This is a genomic window from Lactococcus taiwanensis (assembly GCF_017068355.1).
GTDB classification, from domain to species: domain Bacteria; phylum Bacillota; class Bacilli; order Lactobacillales; family Streptococcaceae; genus Lactococcus; species Lactococcus taiwanensis.
In genome coordinates this window covers 1,385,921-1,411,142 of the sequence record NZ_CP070872.1, presented here as the reverse complement: position 1 = coordinate 1,411,142, position 25,222 = coordinate 1,385,921, and the positions used below count along the sequence as shown (strand labels likewise).

The window sequence follows — 25,222 nt, the reverse complement described above, 5'->3', positions numbered from 1 at the left end:
TATGAAGGGAGAGAAATGAAAAAACTGTATTTTGATTTGGATAAAAAAATGATAAAAAAAGTTTCTAAATTATCATCTAATAAGAAGTATGTTTTCAAAATACTTCATATTGATGAGCCAGGTATGCTCAGAAGCCTTAATAAATTAATTCAACATGGACCAATTATTGTTAGTTTAGCAAATTATTATAACGACTTTTTAATTCCTACATTTTTATTAGTCAAATCTTTAAAAAATGATGCTAAATACAGCACTGATAACAGTTTTTTATTTTATTTAGATACCCTTTTCAATCAGTTTTACAATTTTGAAGAGTATTTATTGCAAATTTTTAATGATTATTTTGAGTTAAAGCTTGCAACTTCGAGAAAACATAGAAAAAAAATACTAGAGGATATAAAATACTCAAGGAAAAACTTACCAAGTTTACAAGATGATCTACTAACTTGTGATGAAGAAGATAAAAGTATTATTGAAGCTCGAATAGAGTTAGCAAATGTTTCTCAAGGAGATGTGGAAGTATTAACTATTAACACCTTTAAAAAACGATATGAGAAGCTATATGTAAAAGATGAAATATATCGAGAATTAGAGCAAACTTTGGAGAATATAAATAGTTTAAAAGTTATTAGAAATACTGTAACTCATGTTAGGAGTATGACATTTGATGGTATTAAAGCAGAAACTAATCCATATCTTCCAATTTATTCAGTATCATTCAATAAAGAAATAAATAATAATCGAATCTACAATGAAGGAAGTTCATTAGTGAATGATTCATTCGTATCTCCTGAGCTGAAAGAAAAAAATATTATAGATGATGTCGAAAAAATATTGAATGCTTGTAAAAAAGCACTAGATATAGCTAATACATATGCAGTTAGTTCGCTTTTTCCTAATCAATTACAAAATGAAGGAAGAAAATACTATATTTTTTGGACTAGATGCAATAATTGTGGAAGTATATTTTTAGATTTTCAACTTACACATAAAAAGTATACAGTTTTAGAAAAACTTCCAAAATGTCATAAGAAATTTTGTGTAGGTTGCCTTAAAGAATTTGAGGCGACAGTTATTAGGAGAAATGAAATCAATGAATATTTTTATAAGTATAATTTGAACAAGTATTTTAAGGAGGATTTTGAGATTACAAAATTGTATATGGATTCATGGGATAATCTTGAAAAATTTGAGAAATACAGAAGGTTAAATATTAAGTTGAGGAGTTCAATAATATTTGAACAGAAATTATCAAAATTTTGTAGTGAACATAATCTTAAATTGAAAATGAAGAATTCGGAGAAAGAAAATGGATAAACCGAAACTAAGATTTAAAGGGTTTTATGACGATTGGGAACAGCGTAAGTTGAAAGACATGGCTGATTTTTCAAAAGGGAATGACTATTCAAAAGCAGATTTAGCCGAAGAAGGTCATCCAGTAATCTTATATGGTCGCCTATACACCAAGTATGAAACTGTTATTGAATCGGTTGATACATTTGCTGAACTAAAAGACAAGTCAGTCATAAGTAAAGGAGGAGAAGTCATTGTACCGGCGTCTGGCGAAAGTGCTGAAGACATTTCAAGAGCTTCAGTCGTTAACGTTGCTGGTGTTGCACTCGGTGGTGACTTAAACATCATTAAAACGAATGATGAACTTGACCCAGCTTTTCTTGCGTTGACAATCTCGAATGGTTCCCAACAAAAAGAAATGAGTAAACGTGCTCAAGGAAAGTCTGTTGTTCATTTGCATAATTCTGACTTGAAAGAGGTCAACCTACTATTTCCAAAAGTTGAAGAACAAAAAGAAATTGGGACATTTTTCAAGAAGTTAGACGTAACTATCACTCTTCATCAACGTAAGTTAGACAAACTAAAACTGCTCAAACAGGGTTATTTACAGCAATTGTTCCCTAAAAATGATGAAAAAGTGCCTAGAGTTAGATTCGCTAACTTTGACAAAGTTTGGGAATTGCGTAAGCTAGGTGATATAACAAAAAGAGTTATACGTAAAAATAAAAACTTAGAATCCACATTGCCTCTAACTATTTCAGCCCAAGAGGGATTGATAGATCAAAATGAGTTTTTTAATAAAACGGTTGCTAGTAGAGATGTTAGCGGATATTATCTTATTAAAAATGGAGAATTTGCTTATAACAAATCCTATTCAAACGGTTACCCCTGGGGAGCTGTGAAACGATTGAATCATTATAACATGGGAGTATTATCCACTTTGTATATTGTATTCAAACCTACGAATATAGATTCTGATTTTTTAGAAAAATATTATGATACCACCTATTGGTATAAAGAGGTTTCAAAACATGCTGCTGAAGGTGCAAGAAATCATGGGTTATTAAATATCGCAGCAACTGATTTTTTTAAAACTGAATTAATAATATCTAAAAGTTTAGAAGAGCAACAAAAAATCGGTGTGTTCTTTAAACAGCTAGATGATATTATCACTCTTTATCAGTCTAAACTTAATAAGTTGAAATTATTAAAACAAGCTCTTTTACAGAAAATGTTTATTTGAAAATCTTTGAGAACATAAAACCTCCTTGATAGAATAGGTATGGAAAGTTAACTTTCTAAACTATTTAATCAAGGAGATTTTTTATTTTGGTAAAAAACAAAAAAGCAAAGCAATTATTTTCGGAGTATTTTGAGGAGTGGATTGAACTTTATAAAGTCGGTGCAGTTCGCCCCATTACATTGAAGAAATACTATATCAGTAAGCAACACTTGGAAAAACTTGTACCTGACTTACAAGTTTGTGATGTTAATCGTAGAAGTTATCAAAAACTATTGAACGATTATGCTATTTCGCATGAAAAACAAACAACAATGGACTTTCATCACCACCTTAAAGGAGCAATATTAGATGCGGTAGATGATGGTTTAATTATGCAAAACCCAACAAGAAAAATTATCATAAAAGGAAAAGCTCCAAGAAAAAAAAGACCAAAATTTTTAAATTTATATGAGGTTCAAGCACTAGTAAAACAAATGAATCTCACTAGTGAAATAAACTGGGATTGGTTTATACTCTTGATTTTAAAAACAGGAATACGGTTTTCTGAGGCATTAGCTATAACGCCTGATGATTTTGATTTCTTAAACCAAAAATTAACAATTGATAAAACTTGGGATTATAAATCTTCTATTGGAAAATTTCAACCTACTAAAAACAAATCTTCTAAGCGAAAGATACAGTTAGATTGGCAAACTGCCATGCAATTTTCTCAATTAATCAAAAATTTTCCAAATGAAGAACCGATTTTTGTAAAAGGACGAATATTTAATTCTACTGTAAATAACAGGCTTCAAGTTCTATGCGCAAAAGCAAGTATTCCCTCTATTTCAATTCATGGATTAAGGCATACGCACGCCTCTCTTCTTTTATTTGCGGACGTTTCTATTGCTAGTGTAGCTAGAAGATTAGGCCATTCAAGTATGTCAACCACGCAGGAAACTTATCTTCATATTATTCAAGAGCTTGAAAATCAAGATAATGATAAGATTATGCGACATTTATCAACTATAGCTTAAAATAAAAAGGCGCTATAATACGTCTTTTTTTAATTAAAGAAACATTTTTTGAAGAAGTCCTTGTTTTAGTGCATTTAACTTATTAAGTTTAGACTGATGAAGAGTGATAGTATCATCGAGTTGTTTAAAGAATGATCCTATTTTTTGTTGTTCCTCAAACTCAGGGATTAGGATAGGCATTTTCTCCATTTGTTTTCCAGAAACTTCGACAAAAGTGGAGCCTGCTCCTGTAACTTCTCCATATCGTTTTAATTCATGAGTTCTGGAAAAAATAAAATAACTGTCTAATTCGCTTATTTGTGGAACTATTGACTGGAACCCTTGATTAGTTGCCCCTTCTTTTGCCAAAATAGCAGTATTCCCAATCCCAGCACGAGAAGTAAACAACACAGTACCTACAGGTAAAATTTTAGCAGAACTTTTTTGTAAACCAAGTTTAGTTATCTTCTTTCTACTTCCAGATACGTAAATTTTTTCCCCTATTTCAACTGGAGAATACCAATCTATATCCCCCTCCCAATATTCTGAAATATTTGTACTCGGAGTTCCGCCGCCAACGATAGATGCTATTTCTCCTAACTTACGCTGTTCCCATTCATTCTCGAAGTTAGTAAATCTAACCCTTGGAACTTTTTCACCATTTTGAGGGAACATCTGCTGTAAATATCCCTGTTTGAGCAGTTTTAGTTTGTCTAACTTACGTTGATGAAGAGTGAGTGCAGTATCTATTTGTCGCAAGAAAGAAGAAATTTGCTGTTGTTCTTCAAAACTTGGAAGCATAATCTTAATGCCCATGAAGTCATCATAGTTGATGTTAAGAAGCCCATCCATTCGTGCCCCAGATGAAACTAATTTACCTAATTCTCTGTCTGGCCGTTTGGTAGCAAACATGTATTCCATAAAATCTGCTTCAGCTTCATCTGTTACTTTGAAACTGTGATAAACACGTGGTACCAATGCTTCGTCATAATTTTGAAGTGAAAATACAACACCATATTTTGCTAATTTTGAATTGCCATGGTTATAAGATAATTCTCCCTTTGAGAGCAGGGTGTAATTCTTTTGTTCCTTGCCAGCAATGTTAGCTGAAAATCTTTCACGTTGGTCAAGCCAACCTTCAGAAGCAGAAATTGTGAGTGTTGGTAGATCCATTCTTCCATCATTTCCACGAACACGTTCAGAAACATCTCTTAACTTACGCTGTTCCCAAGCAAAAAAATAAGTCAAAATAATGAGTTAAAAAGTTTGACCATTACTGACCAATGCGTTATAATTAGAATGTAGTGAGAAAAAGATAATAATCACTACTAACTATGAAATCGAAATGAGGTGTTTTTATGGACATCGAAAAAATGACAACAACGATGCAAGAAGCACTTGGTGCAGCGCAACAAATTGCGCAAGTTCGTCATCACCAAGTGATTGAAGTTCCACATTTATGGCGAGTTTTTGTTCAACCCAATAGTTTTGGGGCGAACTTTTATAAAGATTTAGGGGTTGACCTAGATGACTTTACAAATTTAATTGAAAAAGAAATTGACAAAATTAATTCAGTAGAAGGTTCAAATATTACTTATGGCCAAAACCTAAGTCCAGATTTGTTCCAAGTCTTTACTGAAGCAGACAAAATTGCGCAAAAAATGGGCGATGAATACCTCTCAACGGAGATTATTCTCCTTGCCCTCTTTGAGCTCAAGCAAAATCCATTGACCAGTTATTTGGTTAGCCATGGACTAACAAAAGCAAAAGCGCAAGCTGCGATTGAAGAATTACGCGGAGGTGATAAAGTGACCAGTCAAAATGCAGAAGAAACATACAAAGCACTTGAAAAATATGGGGTAGATCTCGTTGCTCAAGTTAAATCAGGTAAACAAGATCCTGTCATTGGACGTGATGAAGAAATTCGTGATGTCATTCGAGTGCTTTCTCGTAAAACAAAAAATAACCCCGTTCTTATTGGTGAACCTGGGGTTGGTAAAACAGCCATTGTCGAAGGTTTGGCACAACGGATTGTCAGAAAAGACGTTCCTGAAAATCTGAAAGATAAAACCATCTTTTCATTGGATATGGGTGCTCTGATTGCAGGAGCGAAATATCGTGGTGAATTTGAAGAACGACTCAAAGCAGTTCTTAATGAAGTGAAAAAATCAGATGGACAAATTATCCTCTTTATTGATGAACTGCATACGATTGTTGGTGCAGGTAAAACAGAAGGTTCAATGGATGCAGGCAACCTTTTAAAACCAATGCTTGCACGTGGTGAACTCCATTTGATTGGGGCAACGACTCTTGATGAATATCGTAAATACATGGAAACCGATAAAGCCCTTGAACGTCGTTTCCAAAAGGTCTTGGTGACTGAACCTACTGTTGAAGATACGATTTCAATCTTGCGTGGGCTTAAAGAACGTTTTGAAATCCACCATGGAGTGACCATTCATGATAATGCTCTTGTTGCAGCAGCCACCCTTTCAAATCGTTATATTACAGATCGATTTTTACCAGATAAAGCTATTGACTTGGTTGATGAAGCCAGTGCAACCATTCGTGTAGAAATGAATTCACTCCCAACTGAGCTTGACCAAGCCAATCGGCGTTTAATGCAATTAGAAATTGAAGAAGCGGCCCTCAAAAAAGAACGGGATGATGCTTCTAAGAAACGTCTTGAAATTATACGTGGTGAAATTGCTGAACTTCGAGAAGAAAATAATCAACTCAAAGCGCAATGGGAAGCTGAGAAAAAAGAAGTGGGCAATATTTCTGAAAAACGAAATGAATTAGAACATGCTCGCCACGAATTGGAAGAAGCTCAAAATGAAGGAAACTTAGAAAAAGCAGCAGCCCTTCGTTATGGTAAAATTCCTGAGCTTGAAAAAGAACTCAAAGCTATTGAAGAAAAAGCAAAATCAGATGATTTATCCTTAGTTCAAGAGTCCGTCACTGAAGAACAAATCGCCGAAGTGGTTGGACGCATGACTGGTATTCCAATTACCAAATTGGTTGAAGGGGAACGTGAGAAATTACTTCACTTGCCAGAAACACTGCATCAAAGGGTCGTTGGACAAGATGAAGCGGTTGAAGCTGTATCTGATGCCATTATCCGTGCGCGTGCAGGAATTCAAGACCCTAACCGTCCACTTGGCTCATTCCTCTTCCTCGGTCCAACTGGGGTAGGTAAGACGGAGCTTGCGAAAGCTTTGGCTGAAAATCTCTTTGATTCAGAAGAGCATATGGTTCGGATTGACATGAGTGAATATATGGAAAAACACTCTGTCTCTCGTTTAGTTGGAGCCCCTCCAGGATATGTCGGCTACGATGAAGGCGGCCAATTGACCGAAGCTGTTCGTCGTAATCCTTATACCATCATCTTGCTTGATGAAATCGAAAAAGCACATCCCGATGTCTTCAATATCTTGTTGCAAGTGTTGGATGATGGTCGTTTGACCGACTCTAAAGGTGTTCTCGTTGACTTTAAGAACACCGTGTTGATTATGACTTCAAATGTCGGTTCGCAATATTTGCTGGATAATGTTGGTCAAAATGGTGAAATTTCGGAAGAAACAACTGAAAACGTAATGGCTCAACTTCGGGCACATTTCAAACCAGAATTTTTAAACCGGATTGATGATACCATTCTTTTCAAACCATTAGCACTTGAAGATATCAAGAATATTATCGTCAAAATGACTAGTCAACTCTCACATCGTCTTGAAGAAATGGACGTTCAACTTGAATTGAGTGAAGAAGTGAAAGTTTGGATTGCGGAAAATGCCTATGAACCAGCTTATGGTGCACGTCCACTCAAACGTTATTTGACAAAAGTCATCGAAAATCCATTAGCTAAGCTGATTATCGGCGGAAAAATTCCACCAAAATCAAAAGTTATTGTAACACTTGTCGATGATAAGATTGACTTTGAGATTAAATCTATTTCCGAACAATAAGAGTGAAAAGTTTCAGTTGTTTCAGCTGAAACTTTTTTTATGTTTGAAAATCATTTAACATGGAAGTAGAATAAAATAAATCAAGAAATTGGAGAATGACAGTGTCTGAGAATGCGTATGCAAAATCTGGGGTAGATGTAGAAGCAGGATATGAGGTGGTGGCTCGTATTAAAAAGCACGTGGCTAAAACCGAACGTTTGGGTGTGCTTGGGGCACTGGGTGGTTTTGGTGGAAGTTTTGATTTATCGGTACTTGATGTGAAAGAGCCTGTATTGATTTCGGGGACAGACGGTGTGGGAACGAAGTTGATGTTAGCCATTCAAGCAAACAAACATGATACGATTGGGATTGATTGTGTGGCCATGTGTGTCAATGATATTATTGCTGCTGGGGCGGAGCCATTGTATTTTTTGGATTATATTGCCACAGGGAAAAACATTCCTGAAAAATTGGAGCAAGTTGTGGCTGGTGTGGCTAAAGGTTGCTTGCAAGCAGGAGCAGCGCTGATTGGTGGAGAAACGGCCGAAATGCCTGATATGTATGGTGAAGCGGATTACGATTTAGCTGGTTTTGCTGTGGGTGTGGCTGAAAAATCACAATTAATTGATGGCGAAAAAGATGTGGAAGCGGGCGATGTTTTGCTTGGGCTTGCCTCATCTGGGATTCATTCGAATGGATACTCTTTGGTTCGGAAAGTTTTTGCTGATTTTGATATGAATGAGTCATTGCCTGAACTTGACCAATCTTTGATTGATACGCTTTTAACGCCGACAAAAATCTATGTCAAAGAGCTTTTGCCCTTGATTAAAGCAGGGAAAATCAAAGGGATTGCACACATTACAGGTGGTGGTTTTCATGAAAACTTGCCACGGATGTTTGGCAAACATTTGGCTGCTGAAGTGAACGAGGGGACGTGGCCCGTACTTCCTATTTTTAAAGCTCTGGAAAAATACGGGGAAATCAAGCATGAAGAAATGTATGAGATTTTCAACATGGGAATTGGGATGGTTCTTGCAGTTTCACCAGATGAAGCAGCTGATGTTAAAGCCCAACTGGGCGCTTATGAGCTTGGAGAGATGGTGGCACGTAAAGAAAAGGCGGTTCTGATTAAATGAGGATTGCTGTATTTGCCTCAGGCAATGGAACAAACTTTCAAGTTATAGCGGAAAAATTTCCGAACAATGTCAAATTGGCTTTTTCTGATCATCATGATGCCTACGTCTTAGAGCGGGCTAAAAAACGCAATGTTCTAGCTGTTAGTCTTGAGCGCCAAGCTTATCCGGACAAACAAGCTTATGAAGAAGCCATCATTAAACTTCTTGAAGCGCAGCACATTGATTTGATTGTACTTGCAGGCTATATGAAAATTATCGGGCCGACTTTACTTGAAGCCTATAAGGGGAGGATTATTAACATTCATCCTTCTTATTTGCCCGATTTTGCGGGCTCTCCTTATGCCATAGAAGATTCACACGCTGCAAAACGCGGACTTGGTGTGACGGTTCATTATGTGGACGAAGGGGTTGATACGGGGCAGATTATCGCTCAAGTCCCAGCTGTTTATACCGCTAGCCTGACAGCTTATGAAAAACATATTCATGAGCTCGAATATCAACTGTATCCACAGGTCATCCAGCAATTACTGGCTGATGAGCACTAAAAAAATTTACTGACAGCTCTGTCAGTAAATTTTTTTAGTATTTGAGGTAGCCCGTGTGATAGGAGATCACGCCACTACTCTTATAAGCCTTCAGTTTATCCAAAGATTCATCTGCAAGTTTCATATCCCAAGTCATAGGAGGATTTGATCCTTTCAGACGTTGCCCTACAATATTGGCGGCGTCACCAGCCACCATGATTTGACTACTGCGTAAGAAATAGCTTGTATGCCCTGGCGTGTGACCAGGGGTAAAAACAGTCTCAATGCCTCCGCACAAGTCAATAACATCGCCGTCTTTAAGGAGAGTATCCACGGGAAGCTGAGCAATAGCAAAGCCTTCTTTGAGCATATGATAAAAGGCCTCCTCTTCCGTGGTCAGATTGGCTTTGCGGGCTTCGAGAGTTGCTAACTTGGTCGGAACTTTTGCCCCGTCAATGTAGGGAGCGTCGACCTGAGGAGCATAGACCTTGGCATCTGGTGCTAGTGCAAGAAGTTCGCGAGTTCCACCGATGTGGTCAATATCCTGATGGGTCAGGAGAATCTCTGTTAAGTCTTCCACCTTAAATCCGGCATCAGCAATCGCTCTCGCAATGGCTGACCCAGCGCCTGGTAATCCCGTATCAATCAAAACCAGATGTGCTTCATTCCAAGTCAAGGTTGGATAAATGGTCATTGGCTGACCTGAGCGAGTCAGTGTGACCTCAAGCATTTCAACATTGTGCGCTAATTTCATAGGCATACACCCTTTCTTTAAATCTTATTTTTATTATAAACTAAAGTCTCCGTCAGGTGGCAAAATTAGTTTATCGTCTGATATTTCCGAACAATCTTTCTTAAAAAGAAGGAAAAAGAGCAAGTTCTCCTTTTGTTTTTGGGGATTTTGGACTACAATGGAAGCATATTGTGAAAAAAATGGAGAAAAAAATGCATCCACATTTAAAAGAAGTATTATTTACCAGAGAACAAATCGCACAACGGGTCAAAGAATTGGCGCAGGATGTATCGCATGATTATGAAGGAAAAAATCCCCTTGTTGTAGGGATTTTAAAAGGTTCAATCATGTTTACCGTGGACTTGCTCAAAGAGCTGAGCATTGATGCCGAAGTAGATTTTATGGACGTGACGAGCTATGGTTATGGCATCTCCTCTTCAGGCGAAGTGCGGATATTGAAAGATTTATCAAGTGTGGCGCATGGACGTGACATCTTGATTGTAGAAGACATCATTGATACAGGCAACACCCTTCTTTATCTAAAAAAATTATTGCAAGGACGTGGGGCGAATTCCGTGAAAATTATCTCACTTTTAGACAAACCAAGCGGACGTAAGGTAGAGATTGAAGCTGATTACGTTGGTTTTGAGGTGCCAGATGCCTTTATCGTAGGTTACGGGATTGACTACGCAGAACGTTACCGTCAGTTGCCTTACATTGGTATTTTCAACGAGGAATTCTTAATCAAGGAATAAACATTATTTCCGAACAATAAACGATGAAAAAGCTTGGTCTAGCGACTGAAGCTTTTTATTTCCAAACGATAAAGTTAAAATAAAAAGAGAAGGGAACGGTACGGTACTGATCATTCAGTCAGTAGCTGACCATTCGGCAAAAGGGGCGTCATATTTACTGATGGTTCCGTCAGCAAAAATAACTTATCTTGGAGGATATCATGTCAAAACGTGCACTGATCAGTGTTTCAGACAAAAAGGGAATTATCGCATTTGCTCAACAACTCCAGTCTTTAGGCTGGGAAATCATTTCAACGGGAGGGACAAAAGCGACCTTGGACCAAGCAGAAATCCCGAACATTTCGATTGATACGGTCACAGGCTTTCCGGAAATGATGGATGGGCGGGTCAAAACATTGCACCCCCTTATACACGGTGGCTTGCTAGGACGTCGTGACCTTCCTGCACATCGTGCAGCGATGGAAGCGCATCATATCCAGCCCATTGATTTAGTGGTAGTGAACCTCTATCCTTTCAAAGCAACCCTTTTAGCGGGGGGCACCCAAGAAGAGATGATCGAAAAGATCGATATCGGTGGCCCCTCCATGTTACGCTCGGCCGCTAAAAATCACGCGGCAGTTACCGTCGTATGCGATCCTGCCGATTATGAAAAAGTTCTGAATGAGCTGACCACACAAGGAGATACTAGCTTACAGCTTCGTCAGCAACTAGCGGCTAAAGTTTTCCGCCATACCGCAAGCTACGATGCCCTTATTGCACAATATTTGACAGAGCAATATCCACTGGATAACGAAAAACCAGAGAAATTGACGCTCACCTATGACCTCAAACAAGGCATGCGTTATGGTGAAAATCCACAACAAGAAGCGGATTTTTACGAAAACGGACTACCGACTGACTACTCTATTGCAAGAAGTCAACAATTACACGGCAAAGCCCTGAGCTACAACAATGTTCGTGATGCTGATGCCGCTTTACAAATTGCGCGTGATTTTGAAGCACCCACTGTAGTGGCCCTTAAACACATGAATCCATGTGGCATAGGGACTGCTGAAAATTTAGAGCAGGCTTGGGATTATGCCTTTGAAGCTGACCCCGTGTCGATCTTTGGCGGGATTGTGGTCTTGAACCGTCCAGTTGATCATCAAACTGCTCAAAAAATGAGTAAGATTTTCCTAGAAATTATCATTGCCCCAAGTTATAGCTCTGAGGCATTGGAAATTCTGACGAAAAAGAAAAATCTGCGCCTTTTAACGGTTGATTTTTCAAAAAAAGAGCAGTCAAAAGCTGAAGCTTTAGTCACGGGAGTTTTAGGAGGGCTTTTGAGTCAAAATCAAGACGTTATTGAAGAAGAAGTTAGCCAATGGACATTTCCGACTCAGCTTAAACCTACCGACCAACAGTTACTTGCCCTCCAATTTGCTTGGAAAGCTGTAAAATTTGTCAAATCAAATGGGATTATTGTGACCAACGCTCATCAAACGTTAGGTGTAGGACCTGGACAAACAAATCGTGTCGGTGCAGTGAAGATCGCGCTTGAGGCAGCCGCTCAAAAGGCACCAGCTTTACAGGAAAATAGTGTCCTTGCATCTGATGCTTTCTTCCCTTTTGCCGATAACATCGATGAGATTGCTAAAGCAGGGATTAAAGCCATTGTACAGCCTGGAGGTTCTGTACGTGATCAAGAAGTGATTGAAGCATGCGATAAATATGGTATTGCTATGGTCTTTACTGGCGTTCGTCACTTCAGACACTGATCAAAAAAGGGATGATGCAACAGCGTCTAAAAAGTCGGAGGTTGAAACCGCTTTTTAAGCGCTTTTTTGCTATAATGTAAAAAATACGTTGAGAAAAGGAAAAACAAATGACCGTACTACTTTTTGATATTGATAATACCCTGCTTGATTTTGATAAGGCAGAATTCGACGCCTTGGGGAAAATCTTTGCTCGTTATAATATTACAGATAATGCTGAAAATCGGGCACTCTATTCACGAGAAAATAAAGCACTATGGCGCCGCCACGAAGCCGGTGAAATAAGCCGTGAAGAACTGCTCCAAACACGTTTTGACCGAGCGTTTAAGGCACTAAAAGTGACAGAGTCCTACAACCCAACAGCTGTCGATGATGAATATCAAACCTACCTCTCAGAAGGGCATGAATTGATGACACATGCCCACGAACTGATGGATGAGCTCTCAAAGCAAGCTACAGAGATGTATGTCGTGAGTAATGGAACATCACGTGTTTCACGTCCGCGTATCTTTGAATCAGGGATTGCCGAGTATTTCCGTGAGATTTTTATCAGTGAAGAGGTGGGGCATCATAAGCCTTCACTTGCCTTCTTTGATCACGTGTTTAGTCAAGTGGAAGCGGCAGACCAAAAACAATTTGCTATTATTGGCGATTCCCTTACCACTGATATTTTAGGGGGAAAAAATGCGGGGATCAAGACCATTTGGTATAACCCTAAACACCTCGAGGTCACTGGTCAAGCCGTACCAGACTTACAAATTGCCGATCTTTTAGAAATCCCTAGATTGATGAAAAAGGGCTTATAAAAAAACTGTCAATAACTGACAGTTTTTTCTTTATGAGCTAGCATTTGTGTTTTGTGCGCCACCTGCTGGCATGATCGAGATTGTTTCTGCTTCGCTAGAAGAAGAACTTGAGGTACTAATGGCTACATTTGAGCCTGTTGTGATATCACTTATCGATTTGCTAGAGCTTGACGCGCTGCTTGATGAACTACTTGCTTGATCCCCGGGACCACCCATTTGTCCTTCCTCAACTTTTGTACTACTTGAGATGGAATAAGTTTTTGAGGAACCATCGTTTGTTGAAATAGTGATTGATGAATCACTTACTGCCGTAACAGTCCCCATGGTACCATTTTGCATGCCTCCAGGACTCATGCCACCTTTTTGTGGATTGGCCGCAACATTGTTTTTACCATGATTTTGCCCGACAAAGAAACCGCCAGCAAATCCACCCGCTCCAAAAATAAGTGCAGTCACAACAATGACAATGATAAGGGCGTTGGTTCGTTTTTTACGCTGGTTTCGTCCATTATAGTTGTTATCCATTTCATCTCCTTTCAAGACCCTTTCATTTTATTAAAGTTTTCTTTTAAAGAGCTTAAGCCGGACTTGACTAAAACTTAAGCAATGAAAAAATGTAAAAACCGAACATTCGACGAGCTTAGAGAGTGAAGTTTGTGTTATTGCTTTTTCTTTTTATTAAATTATTTTAAGATAGAAAGTGAAGAGAAAAGAAAAGACAAACTGTATCGGAGAGAAAATGAAAGTTTTAGTGATTGGCTCTGGAGGTCGAGAACATGCGATTGCAAAGAAGTTTCTGGATAGTCCACATGTGAGGGAAGTGTTTGTAGCACCAGGCAATCCTGGGATGGTCATAGATGGCATAAAGACGGTAGCTATTTCCGAACTATCAAACAATGAACTGGTTGATTTTGCTCTAAAACAAAACATTGAACTGACCTTTGTTGGTCCTGAAACAGCTCTGGTCAATGGCGTAGTGGACGCATTTGAAAATGCGAAACTTCGTATCTTTGGTCCGAAAAGGGCTGCTGCTGAGCTTGAAGGCTCAAAGGCTTTTGCAAAAGCAATCATGACCAAATATAAAGTACCTACCGCGAGCTATCAGAGTTTTACTGATCTAAATACTGCTAAAGCATATTTAAAAAAACAAGGCGTTCCGATTGTGATCAAGGCAGATGGATTAGCTGCAGGTAAAGGAGTGACAGTTGCCTTTGATGAAGTAACGGCGCTAAAAGCATTAGAGGATATCTTTAGCTTACCAAATAGTCGTGTAGTGATTGAAGAGTTTTTAGAAGGGGAAGAATTCTCCTTGTTCAGTTTTGTGCATGAGGGGCAGATTTACCCTATGCCACTTGCCCAAGACCATAAGCGAGCATTTGACAATGACCAAGGTCCTAACACTGGGGGGATGGGTGCTTACTGCCCTGTAGCCCACCTTTCAGATGCCGTTGTCCAAGAGGCCTTAGAGAAAGTCGTTAAGCCAACCGTAGCAGGCTTAATAAATGAAGGGAAGTCCTTTACAGGCATTCTTTATGCAGGCCTTATTTTAACCAAGGAAGGTGTGAAAACGATAGAGTTTAATGCTCGTTTTGGCGATCCAGAGACACAAGTAGTACTGCCACGACTGAAAAGTGATTTTGCCATGGTACTTATTGATATTTTAGAAGGAAGACAACCTGATTTAGTCTGGCAAGAGACAGGAGTAACAGTAGGAGTAGTTGTTGCAGCACAGGGCTATCCTTCCCACAGTCAACAGGGAATTGTTCTTCCCCATTTTCCAAAGGAATGGGAAGTGTATTATGCAGGGGTGACGGATGAAGAAGGGAAATTGGTCTCTTCCGGAGGACGTGTTTATCTCCTTTCTGAAACGGGACAAGAAATGGCTCAAGTCCAAAAGGCACTCTATGAAAAGTTAGCAAAAGTAAAGACAGATGGCTTATTTTATCGCCATGATATTGGTTCAAGAGCTGTCCAACCCTAAGTAAAGGAGAAACGAAATGGCAGATGTTGCATTAATTATGGGATCAAGTTCTGATTGGCAAACGATGAAAGCTGCCGCTCAGATCTTAGATGAGTTTGAGGTAAGTTATGATAAGCGTGTGGTGTCAGCTCATCGCACACCTGAGCTGATGGCAGATTTTGCCACCTCTGCGCGGGATAAAGGTTATAAAATAATCATCGCTGGTGCGGGAGGAGCTGCCCACCTTCCCGGTATGGTTGCAGCTCAGACTACCTTGCCTGTAATTGGTGTTCCTGTAAAATCTCGTGCTTTATCTGGCCTCGACTCTCTCTACTCTATCGTCCAAATGCCTGGCGGAATCCCAGTAGCTACAATGGCAATAGGGGAAGCGGGTGCTAAAAATGCGGGCCTCTTTGCTGTGCAGACTTTGGCTCTGACAAATGAGCGTTTGCACGATTTAATCATTCACTATCGACAAGAAGCTGGAAAAATGGTGAAAGCCTCTGAAGTAGAACTCGTTTAGAAGAAATAAGGAAGGGATAGTGCGAGAGATGAAAAATAAATTTAAAACCATCGGAATCATCGGAGGGGGTCAGTTGGGACAAATGATGGCTATTTCGGCCCAATATATGGGACACAAAGTGATTACATTGGATCCCAATCCTCATTGTTCCGCCTCTAAAGTTTCTGACGAAATGATAGTGGCGCCTTATGATGATGTAGAAAGTTTACTACGGCTCGCTTATGCGTGTGATGTAGTAACTTATGAATTTGAAAATGTCTCAGCACCAGCGTTAAAAGAAATTGGAAGTTGCGTAAAAATTCCTCAAGGAATACCTCTATTAGAAATCACCCAAAATCGTAAGTTGGAAAAAACATTTTTAACAGAGGAGGCTAAAGTTAAAGTGGCACCGTGGCAGTTGATTCAAGACTTCTCAGACCTTCCACAGCAAGTCCTAAAAAAACAAGTTCTCAAGACGACAACAGGGGGGTATGACGGTCACGGTCAGGTCGTTTTAAAGCAGGATGAAGATTTAACCGCAGCAAAAGCTCTGACCGAGCTGTCAGAGTGTGTTTTGGAAGATTTTATCGAGTTTGAACGTGAAATTTCGGTCATTATCAGTGGAAATGGAAAGGAATTTGTTATTTTCCCACTTGCTGAAAATGAACATCATGAAAATATCTTACATCGAACAATCGCACCTGCCCGTGTTTCACAAGCTGTCCTACAAGCTGCGCAGGATATGGCGCTTTCAATTGCCCGAAAGTTAAAATTGGCGGGCACACTCTGTGTAGAGTTATTTTTGACTAGAGAAGGAGAGCTTTACGTCAACGAATTGGCACCGCGTCCTCATAATAGTGGACATTACACCATAGAAGCTTGCGATTTTAGTCAATTTGACTTGCATATTAAAGGAATTTTAGGTGAACCACTGCCTCAACCTCAACTCCTTAGTCCGGCGCTGATGCTTAATGTTCTAGGTCAACACTGTGAGGGTGCAGAAAAACTTAAAATGACACATCCTGATTGGCATCAACATGATTACGGCAAACCAGAAGCAAAACATAATCGCAAAATGGGCCATTTGACTATCCTCACAGAAAATTTTGATAAAACGCTTGATCAGATTAAACAGACTGCAATATGGCATCAATAAAAAGCACTTGATAAGTTTCAAGTGCTTTTTTTGTTTGTCAACTTTTGTAGTAAAATGACAACGTTTCCACCGAGAAATAAGACGATTTGTCAAGATAGAAAAACTAGAAAACGGTATCATTATCTTGTGAAGCTAAGAGGTGCTTAAAACCCGATAGGTACCGCCTCAAAATGCTTTTCAAAATAATAGCGAAGGATATCAAAGCTTCCCTGATCACTATAAAAAACTTGATTATCAATCTCATCTTGATTAAAGGAGATAGGTTCAGGTTTAGGAGGAAGTGTATTATTTCTACGATAATCCTTTGGGAGCACGCCGTAAAATTTTACAAAGGCTGTATTGAGACTCCGAATATCAGAAAAACCACACATATAAGAAATATTTAATAAGTTTTCTTTAGTGGTTAGGAGTGTTCTTGCTTTTTCACAACGTAAGTTATTTAAGTAGTCTTTAAAAGTAATCCCAAAGTTTCTTTTAAAGAAATGTGAGAAATACGTTCTTGAGAAGCCTTCTCGTGAAGCCATGCTATCGAGTGAGATTTTTTGATCATAGTTCTCGTGGATATAAGTAGAAATTCTTTCCATTCGACCTTGAAGATCCATTAGCTTATTTTGCTCAAAACTGCTCAAAATATTATAAGGAGTGATATCCAAAAGGTGATTGAGAAGTAAAAAAGCATAACCGTGTGTCCGGAGTATACGGGGGGGGGTATTTCCGTCCTTTGAAAAATAACTTAGCGCTGTTTTCAAAAGAAGACGGAGTGTCTCGGGTTGATCCCTCAGGTTGAAAGGTCCACTTTCAAAATGTATCTTATCCAGCTGTGGTGAGACCATCTCAAAGATTTGGGTAGAAAACTGTAAAATCAATAGTTTCATCTCACCCCTTGATGAAAATTCATGAAGCTGACAGTTATTAAAAATAATGGCCTGTTCAGCTGAAATCTCAAAGCTATGCTCCTGTGTTCTTACCGTACCAGTACCTTCTAGAACAAAAGCTAACTCAATGTCAAAATGAAGGTGGGGCTTACGATAAGTGATATCAACGAGCAAAAAATTAAGATTATTTATCTTAGAATGATAAATATTCTCTAATTCATTTTTCATGTTCATAATCTCCTAATTGCTATTGTGACATATATTACAAAATTAATCAAGTGTATTATCCCAGTAGTAATTAAGAATTTAGAAAATAATTTTTATATTAAAAGAGGAGGAGCTATAAAATGGCTTACTTTAACAACATCGCACCAATCCAATACGAAGGTACAAAAACAAAAAATATGTTTGCTTTCCGTCACTACAATCCAGAAGAAGTAGTGCTTGGTAAAACCATGGAAGAACATCTTCATTTTGCTTTAGCATTCTGGCACACCATCACGATGGATGGCGCTGACCCATTTGGTAGTGCGACAATGGAACGTCCTTGGGATCTTGAAGGTGGTACAGAACTTGAGATTGCGCACCGCCGTGTTGATGCCTTCTTTGAAATCGCTGAAAAATTGGGCGTTAAATACTATTGCTTCCACGATGTTGATATCGCTCCTCAAGGAAAATCATTGAAAGAATTTTATGCTAACCTTGACGAAATCACAGACCACCTCCTTGAAAAGCAAAAAGAAACAGGCATCAAGCTTCTTTGGAACACAGCAAACATGTTCTCAAACCCACGTTACATGAACGGGGTTTCAACATCTAACCGTGCTGAGGTCTTCGCTTACGGTGCTGCTCAAGTTAAAAAAGGTCTTGAACTTTCTAAAAAACTTGGTGGTGAAAACTATGTCTTCTGGGGCGGTCGTGAAGGTTACGAATCACTTTTGAACACAGATATGGCGCTTGAAATGGATCACATGGCTAAATTCTTCCACATGGCAGTTGATTACGCTAAATCAATGGACCATTTGCCAGTCTTCTTGATCGAACCAAAACCAAAAGAACCAATGACTCACCAATACGACTACGATGCAGCAACAGCGATGGCCTTCTTGCAAAAATATGACCTGACTGACTACTTCAAACTCAACTTGGAAACAAACCACGCTTGGCTTGCTGGTCACACCTTTGAACATGAATTGAACACAGCACGTAGTTTCAATGCTCTTGGCTCAATCGATGCGAACCAAGGGAACTACCTGCTTGGTTGGGACACCGATGAATTCCCAACACTCGTTATTGACATTACCCTTGCGATGCACCAAATTCTCCTGAACGGTGGACTTGGTAAAGGTGGGATCAACTTTGATGCTAAAGTACGTCGTACTTCATTCAAAGCTGAAGATTTGCTCCTTGCTCACATCGCTGGTATGGACACTTATGCCCGTGCCCTCAAAGGTGCCGCAGCCATCGTCGAGGACAAATTCTTGTCAGACATCGTTGCAGAACGCTATGCTTCATATAAAAACACTGAAGTGGGACAATCTATAGAAAATGGTACAGCCACATTTGAAACATTGGCAGCCTTCGCCCTTGAACATGGCGATGATATCGAGCTTGACTCTAACCACTTGGAACACGTTAAATCAGTATTGAACGACTATCTCGTATAAAACAGTTTAGAAATAAAGAGGAGTTGAGGGTTCTCCCCTCAACTCCATTTTTAAAGATGAGGAACTATAATGTCTTATGTGTTAGGAATTGATTTAGGAACATCCAGTCTAAAAGGAATTCTGATGAATGAAGCGGGTGATTTAATCACTACCAAGTCAGCAGAATACAAGATTGATACCCCTAAACAAGGCTATTCTGAGCAGCGTCCTGAATATTGGGTTGTTGCCCTAGAAGCAGTACTGACAGGTCTGTCAGTAGAAGTTTCAGACTTTGGACAAAACCTAGCAGGGATTTCATTCTCTGGGCAAATGCACTCTTTGGTCGTCCTAGATGAAAATAATACCCCTGTCTATCCAGCGATACTCTGGAATGATGTCAGAACAAGCAAACAATGTGCCGAAATCACTGACAAACTAGGCAGTCGTCTGCTGGAAATCACCAAAAATATTGCCCTTGAAGGCTTCACATTACCCAAAATTCTCTGGTTGCAAGAAAACAAACCAGACGTTTGGGCGCGCGTGAAAAAAATCATGTTACCCAAAGACTATCTAAGCCTATGGCTGACAGGAAATACCTATACGGAATATTCTGATGCGGCAGGAACTTTATTGCTTGATATTGAAAAAAGAGAATGGTCTAAAGAAATTGCTGAAACTTTCAATATTGATTTGTCTATTTTGCCAGAATTGACCGAATCCACTGGACAAACTGGTCTTATCAAAGCAGAAATTGCTGAGCGTTACAAATTGTCCAAAGCAGTCAAAGTTTTCGCTGGTGGGGCAGATAATGCCGCAGCCGCACTTGGTGTAGGTTTGATAAACGAAGAAGTCGGCTTGATTTCCATGGGAACATCAGGTGTAGTCTCAGCTTACGAGCCAAAAATCGCAGATTACAAAGGCAAATTACATTTCTTTGATCACACCGTACCAGGAGCTTATTACTCAATGGGTGTGACCTTAGCCGCTGGAAATTCGCTCAATTGGTACAAAGAAACTTTTGGCAAGGGCTTATCGTTCAACGAACTCTTGTCCGAAGTCTACACGGTTGCACCGGGTTCTGAAGGTTTGCTTTTCACGCCATATATCGTTGGCGAACGCACGCCCCATTTTGATTCCAAAATTCGTGGTAGTTTTGTAGGAATCTCAGCACATCATGAACAACGTCATTTTTCACGCGCTGTTCTTGAAGGGATTACTTTCTCACTGCGTGATTCCAAGGATATTATGGAAAGCACCAAAGGTAAGAAATTCAAACAATTGATTTCAGTTGGTGGTGGGGCGCAAAACCCCGACATCATGCAAATGCAAGCAGATATCTTCAATGCTGAAATGATTCGTTTGACTGTTGAGCAAGGTCCAGGTCTTGGTGCTTGTATGATTGCCGCTTACGGTTGTGGTTTCTACGACACATTGGAAGAAGTAACCAAAGCCTTTGTTCACTACAAAGAGGCCACTTTCACACCAAAACCAGCTAATGTTGCTCGTTATGAAAAAGTCTACCAAATCTGGAAGAAAGCCTACCAAGCAACAGCTGAACTTTCTCATGAATTAGTTGATTTTAACGAAGAAGGCTAATTATGACATTTACCATTTCTGAAAAAACCTTGCCTTTTGATGCTGACAGACCCATCAGTCAGATTACCCTGTCAAATGGACAACTCACCATTGTCGTCCATGATTATGGAGCGCGTATCCATCAAATTTATACTCCAGATCGTTATGGAACATTTGACAATATTCTTCTTTCAAAAAACAATTCCGAAACCTATGCAAATGACGAAGGATATTATGGTGTAATTTGCGGCCCAGTAGCCGGGCGCATAGCAGGCGCTACTTATGGCTCTATCAGTTTGGAGGCAAACGAAGGAAAAAACAACTTACATTCAGGAAGCTATGGTTGGGAAAGACAATTTTGGTCTTATGAGATTTTTGAAGAAGAAACTTTAAAAATAGTCTTATCTTTAGAAGATAAAAAATCAGGAATTCCTGGTCCAATATGTGCGCAAGTAACGTATGAATTAAACGGTTCAAGTCTTAAAGTTACCATTTCTGCTAAGAGTCCAAAAGCAACGATTTTCAACCCTGCTTGGCATCCTTACTTCAATTTATCTGGGGATAAAGCAACGATTAAAAACCACTATCTGCAGATGACAACAAACCAAGTTGTTGAAGTAGATGAAGAAAATATTCCCACTGGAAAGTTATTAGATGTTCGAGGAACGGTATATGACTTTCAAAAAGGGGTACAACTCGGAGAAGTTTTAGAAAACCATCCTCAGGGATTTGATAATTGCTTCTTATTTAATGCAATGAGCAATCAAAGAATGCTGAATTTATCTGAACCAGTCTCTGGTCGGCAGCTCACGTGTGTAACAGATCGACAAGCAGTCGTTATTTATACGGCAACAAATCCTGAAACTCGATCAGTCGTTAATGGTCGTAAAATGGCCCCTAACCGTGGGATAGCAATCGAATTCCAAGAGTTACCTGATTTAGTACATCACCCAGAATGGGGAAGTATCGCTTTAAAATCTGGAGAACGAAAATCTTTCTCTACACTTTATACTTTTTCAGTAAACAAATAACAATTTAATAAGGAGGCTCATTATCATGAGCGAAACAAAAGCACAAATTCAGCAAGAGGAATATCATAAGCTGACACTCGGTGAACGTGTGGGGTATGGACTAGGAGATTTTGCTCAAAACCTTGTCTTTGGTACAGTTGGTGGTTTTTTGGCACTGTATATGACAACAGTTAATGCAATAGGTACTGGAACTGCCGGATTTATCTTTCTATTTGTCAGGATCATTAATGTATTTTGGGATCCGATGGTTGGGACATTTGTAGATAAACGTTCTTCAAGAGCTGGTAAATATCGTCCATGGCTTTTAAGAGCTGGTATACCACTCGTTATTCTTGCTGCTCTACTCTTTGTACCAATTCCAGCTGTACGAGGTTCAGTCCCATTTGCTTTTATTGTTTACTTTGCACTGGATTTAGTTTATTCGGTAGTAAATATTCCATATGGATCACTAAACGCTTCATTAACACGTGATCCAGAATCTATCGATAAATTAACCAGTACTCGTATGATGCTTGCAAATGGTGCTAATCTATTGGTTTACACTCTATTTCCTATGTTTGTTCAAATGGCTGCACCAAAAGGTAGAAGTTTAAAAGATACCGGATTTTTTGGCTTAAAACTTAATATGGGGACCTACACTGATGCTTCCGCAGGTCATGCTTGGTTCAGTGTGTATTTAGTATATATGGTCATCGGAGCTGTCGCACTTTTCCTGTGTTATAAGCTTACTAGAGAACGTGTTGTTGCTACTGCTGAACAGTCAGCAGAAGTTAAAACTACCGATCTCTTTGTGGAATTAAAAAATAATCGTCCTCTCGTCATTCTTGGTCTTTTCTTTATGTTAGCCTTTACCTTTATGTTCTTTATGAACACGGTAAATGGTTTCTTCAACCAGTATGTTGTAGGACATTCAGAGTGGATGGGTGCTGTAGGTCTGATTGCTTCTATTCCAGGTATAGCCTTCCCAGTATTTTGGCCCAAACTCAAGAAAATTTTTGGCAAAAAAGGCTTCTTCCATCTCTTTATTGGCATGTTTATTGTGGGTGAAATCCTGACTTGGGTCTGGTCACTTAATGGCATGCATGATGCCCTCTGGCTCGCTTATGTTTCGACATTTATCAAGCAATGGGGTTTGACATCCGCGACTGGTTTTATGTGGGCACTTGTTCCAGAAGTTGTTTCTTACGGAGAATTGAAGTCAGGGAAGCGTAATGCAGCAATCATCAATGCCATTATGGGACTCTTCTTTAAAATTGGTTTCACGTTAGGAGGTGCAGTGCCTCTCTGGTTCCTTGCAGCCTTTGGTTTCAATGAAACATCCGCGACACAGCATGTTCATGCTCTGTCAGGCATAAATTTGACAGCAATCTGGATTCCAGTAGTACTCGCAGTAATTTCAATGGTTATCATGCAATTGTATCCGATTTCTGATAAAGATGTGGAAAATATCAATACACAACTAGATGCTAAACGTGCAGAATTGAAGGGATAGTTTCAAAAGTGATCCATTAGATCGAGATTTTGAAAGCTGACGACATTTTCGTCAGCTTCACAAAGTCCCAATCATCTGATAGGACTGACAGATTTATAACAAAGGAGATTTGACAAATGTCAACAATTCAAAATCCAATCCTTCCGGGCTTTAATGCTGATCCAAGCATTATTCGTGTGGGGGATACTTATTACATCGCAAACTCAACTTTTGAGTGGTTCCCCGGTGTACGTTTGCATGAGTCGAAAGACTTAGAACATTGGAATCTCTTGCCAAGCCCATTGTCCACTACAACCCTGCTTGACATGAAAGGTAATCCATCATCAGGAGGAATTTGGGCGCCAGATTTGTCTTATGCTGACGGTAAATTTTGGTTGGTTTATACCGACGTGAAAGTCACAGAAGGTGCTTTCAAAGACATGACCAACTATCTGACAACTGCCACAGACATCAAAGGGCCATGGACAGACCCAATTAAACTTAACGGTGTCGGTTTTGACGCATCCCTCTTCCATGATAAAAACGGTCGCAAATATTTGGTTCAACAAACTTGGGATCACCGCGAATATCATCATCCATTTGACAGTATCACATTGACTGAATTTGATGTTGAAACCATGAAATTGAAGCCAGAAACTGCGCACACCATCTACACAGGCACTCATGTCAAATTGGTTGAAGGTCCACACCTTTACCAAATCAACGACTACTATTATCTCTTCGCTGCTCAAGGTGGTACTGTCTTCACTCACCAAGAAGTTGTAGCTCGCTCTAAATCTTTGGATGCTTACAGCTTTGAAACAGAACCAGGCGATCCATTCTTGACAAATCTTGATATCCCAGACAACTACGTGCAAAAACAAGGACACGGTGGTTTGGTTTCAACACCTGGTGGCGAATGGTACTATGCTTCACTCATGGCTCGTCCTTGGAATCATGTTAATGAATCAAGCACAGATCCACGGGGTTGGTCAACACTTGGTCGTGAAACATCTATTCAAAAAGTTGAATGGGACGAAGCAGGCTGGCCACGTATCGTTGGCGGACATGGCGGTACCACATTTGTCGAAGGACCAAAAGATGCTATCGCAACAGAAGCACCAGCTGACCACAGCCAACATGATGACTTCACAAGCCCAACCCTTGATATCAATTGGAATACTCTCCGTGTCCCATTCACTGAAAAAATCGGTACAACAGGCGACGGCAAATTGACTTTGGTAGGTCAAGGTTCTCTGGCTAATACGCATGATTTGTCATTGATTGCCCGCCGTTGGCAAGCATTCTACTTTGATGCACAAGTTAAAGTAAAATTTGATCCATTCAGCTACCAACAAATGGCAGGTTTGACCAACTACTACAACGACCGTCACTGGAGCTTTGCATTTATCACATGGAATGAAATCAAAGGTCACGTCATTGAAGTTGGCGAAAACAATCGAGGGAACTACACTTCATACTTGAAAGATGATGCCATTAAAATCCCAGAAGGCACTGAATACGTGTGGTTCCGCACCAAAGTTCGCAAAGAATCTTACACTTACGAATACAGCTTTGACGGAACAAACTTCACAGAAATCCCTGTTACCTTAGATGCAGCTATTCTATCTGATGACTACGTTCTCCAAAGCTATGGTGGTTTCTTCACAGGCGCATTCGTTGGCCTTGCAGTTGTTGACTACGCAGGCTACGATGCCAAAGCCGAATTCTACGATTTTGATTACAAAGAACTCGGCGACAAAGCACTCGGAGATGGTACATACAGTTGGAGAGCAAGCGAATCGCGCTTTGATTAAAGCGGG

General features: G+C 39.6%; 21 protein-coding genes. 17 read left to right on the top strand and 4 right to left on the bottom strand.

Annotated features, from left to right (window positions below):
* Positions 1–15: 15 nt before the first annotated feature.
* The 3 genes from JW886_RS06925 (at position 16) to JW886_RS06915 (ending at position 3,552) form a co-directional block, all read left to right on the top strand.
* Positions 16–1,317, top strand: coding sequence for a hypothetical protein (locus tag JW886_RS06925; protein ID WP_205871669.1), 1,302 nt, complete (start codon positions 16–18; stop codon positions 1,315–1,317).
* Positions 1,310–2,536 carry a restriction endonuclease subunit S gene (locus JW886_RS06920; RefSeq protein WP_205871668.1) on the top strand — a complete coding sequence of 409 codons (1,227 nt, stop codon included), beginning with the start codon at positions 1,310–1,312 and terminating at the stop codon, positions 2,534–2,536. The genes JW886_RS06925 and JW886_RS06920 overlap by 8 nt, the downstream gene beginning before the upstream one ends.
* Before the next feature lie 86 nt (positions 2,537–2,622).
* On the top strand, positions 2,623–3,552 hold the full coding sequence (locus JW886_RS06915; protein ID WP_205871667.1) for a site-specific integrase: 930 nt from the start codon (positions 2,623–2,625) through the stop codon (positions 3,550–3,552).
* A 33-nt stretch (positions 3,553–3,585) separates the two neighbouring features.
* Here JW886_RS06915 and JW886_RS06910 read toward each other — a convergent pair whose 3' ends face one another.
* Entirely contained in the window at positions 3,586–4,779 is a 1,194-nt protein-coding gene (locus JW886_RS06910; protein ID WP_241003749.1) for a restriction endonuclease subunit S, read from the bottom strand.
* 110 nt (positions 4,780–4,889) lie between these two features.
* On the opposite strand from JW886_RS06910, the gene clpB reads away from it, so the two are divergent.
* The 3 genes from clpB (at position 4,890) to purN (ending at position 9,156) form a co-directional block, all read left to right on the top strand.
* Complete coding sequence (gene clpB / locus JW886_RS06905; RefSeq protein WP_205871666.1) at positions 4,890–7,496, top strand: ATP-dependent chaperone ClpB; 2,607 nt, start codon at positions 4,890–4,892, stop codon at positions 7,494–7,496.
* Between the two features lie 95 nt (positions 7,497–7,591).
* On the top strand, positions 7,592–8,611 hold the full coding sequence (gene purM, locus JW886_RS06900; RefSeq protein ID WP_205871665.1) for a phosphoribosylformylglycinamidine cyclo-ligase: 1,020 nt from the start codon (positions 7,592–7,594) through the stop codon (positions 8,609–8,611).
* The gene (gene purN, locus JW886_RS06895) at positions 8,608–9,156 is read left to right on the top strand and encodes a phosphoribosylglycinamide formyltransferase (protein WP_205871664.1); all 549 of its coding nucleotides are present in this window, start codon (positions 8,608–8,610) and stop codon (positions 9,154–9,156) included. Before purM ends, purN begins: the two co-directional genes overlap by 4 nt.
* A 34-nt stretch (positions 9,157–9,190) precedes the next feature.
* Here the strand turns inward: purN and JW886_RS06890 are convergent, their stop codons facing one another.
* Complete coding sequence (locus JW886_RS06890) at positions 9,191–9,895, bottom strand: MBL fold metallo-hydrolase (RefSeq protein WP_205871663.1); 705 nt, start codon at positions 9,893–9,895, stop codon at positions 9,191–9,193.
* 185 nt (positions 9,896–10,080) lie between these two features.
* Here JW886_RS06890 and hpt point away from each other — a divergent pair, with 185 nt between their 5' ends.
* From hpt to JW886_RS06875, 3 genes are all read left to right on the top strand, one after another.
* On the top strand, positions 10,081–10,623 hold the full coding sequence (gene hpt / locus JW886_RS06885; RefSeq protein ID WP_075525494.1) for a hypoxanthine phosphoribosyltransferase: 543 nt from the start codon (positions 10,081–10,083) through the stop codon (positions 10,621–10,623).
* Between the two features lie 200 nt (positions 10,624–10,823).
* Complete coding sequence (purH, locus tag JW886_RS06880) at positions 10,824–12,380, top strand: bifunctional phosphoribosylaminoimidazolecarboxamide formyltransferase/IMP cyclohydrolase (RefSeq protein WP_205871662.1); 1,557 nt, start codon at positions 10,824–10,826, stop codon at positions 12,378–12,380.
* 107 nt (positions 12,381–12,487) lie between these two features.
* On the top strand, positions 12,488–13,183 hold the full coding sequence (locus JW886_RS06875) for a YjjG family noncanonical pyrimidine nucleotidase (RefSeq protein ID WP_205871661.1): 696 nt from the start codon (positions 12,488–12,490) through the stop codon (positions 13,181–13,183).
* Positions 13,184–13,213: 30 nt separating this feature from the next.
* Here the strand turns inward: JW886_RS06875 and JW886_RS06870 are convergent, their stop codons facing one another.
* Positions 13,214–13,708, bottom strand: coding sequence for a hypothetical protein (locus tag JW886_RS06870; RefSeq protein WP_075525497.1), 495 nt, complete (start codon positions 13,706–13,708; stop codon positions 13,214–13,216).
* Between the two features lie 214 nt (positions 13,709–13,922).
* Here JW886_RS06870 and purD point away from each other — a divergent pair, with 214 nt between their 5' ends.
* From purD to purK, 3 genes are read left to right on the top strand one after another with little or no spacing between them, the layout of a single operon-like run.
* The gene (gene purD, locus JW886_RS06865) at positions 13,923–15,164 is read left to right on the top strand and encodes a phosphoribosylamine--glycine ligase (protein WP_205871660.1); all 1,242 of its coding nucleotides are present in this window, start codon (positions 13,923–13,925) and stop codon (positions 15,162–15,164) included.
* 16 nt (positions 15,165–15,180) lie between these two features.
* Positions 15,181–15,666: a 5-(carboxyamino)imidazole ribonucleotide mutase gene (gene purE / locus JW886_RS06860; RefSeq protein ID WP_205871659.1), complete on the top strand. Its 486-nt coding sequence runs from the start codon at positions 15,181–15,183 to the stop codon at positions 15,664–15,666.
* Between the two features lie 28 nt (positions 15,667–15,694).
* Complete coding sequence (gene purK / locus JW886_RS06855; protein WP_205871658.1) at positions 15,695–16,801, top strand: 5-(carboxyamino)imidazole ribonucleotide synthase; 1,107 nt, start codon at positions 15,695–15,697, stop codon at positions 16,799–16,801.
* 143 nt (positions 16,802–16,944) lie between these two features.
* Here the strand turns inward: purK and JW886_RS06850 are convergent, their stop codons facing one another.
* Positions 16,945–17,904: an AraC family transcriptional regulator gene (locus tag JW886_RS06850; protein ID WP_205871657.1), complete on the bottom strand. Its 960-nt coding sequence runs from the start codon at positions 17,902–17,904 to the stop codon at positions 16,945–16,947.
* A gap of 119 nt (positions 17,905–18,023) precedes the next feature.
* On the opposite strand from JW886_RS06850, the gene xylA reads away from it, so the two are divergent.
* The 5 genes from xylA (at position 18,024) to JW886_RS06825 (ending at position 25,216) form a co-directional block, all read left to right on the top strand.
* Complete coding sequence (gene xylA, locus JW886_RS06845; RefSeq protein WP_205871656.1) at positions 18,024–19,343, top strand: xylose isomerase; 1,320 nt, start codon at positions 18,024–18,026, stop codon at positions 19,341–19,343.
* Positions 19,344–19,412: 69 nt separating this feature from the next.
* Positions 19,413–20,918, top strand: coding sequence for a xylulokinase (gene xylB, locus JW886_RS06840; protein ID WP_205871655.1), 1,506 nt, complete (start codon positions 19,413–19,415; stop codon positions 20,916–20,918).
* 2 nt (positions 20,919–20,920) lie between these two features.
* Positions 20,921–21,928, top strand: a complete 1,008-nt coding sequence (locus JW886_RS06835; protein ID WP_205871654.1) for an aldose epimerase family protein — start codon at positions 20,921–20,923, stop codon at positions 21,926–21,928.
* Between the two features lie 25 nt (positions 21,929–21,953).
* On the top strand, positions 21,954–23,420 hold the full coding sequence (locus JW886_RS06830; RefSeq protein WP_205871653.1) for an MFS transporter: 1,467 nt from the start codon (positions 21,954–21,956) through the stop codon (positions 23,418–23,420).
* Positions 23,421–23,536: 116 nt separating this feature from the next.
* A complete protein-coding gene (locus JW886_RS06825; protein ID WP_205871652.1) occupies positions 23,537–25,216 on the top strand; it encodes a glycoside hydrolase family 43 protein in 1,680 nt (559 codons plus the stop codon).
* Positions 25,217–25,222: the final 6 nt, after the last annotated feature.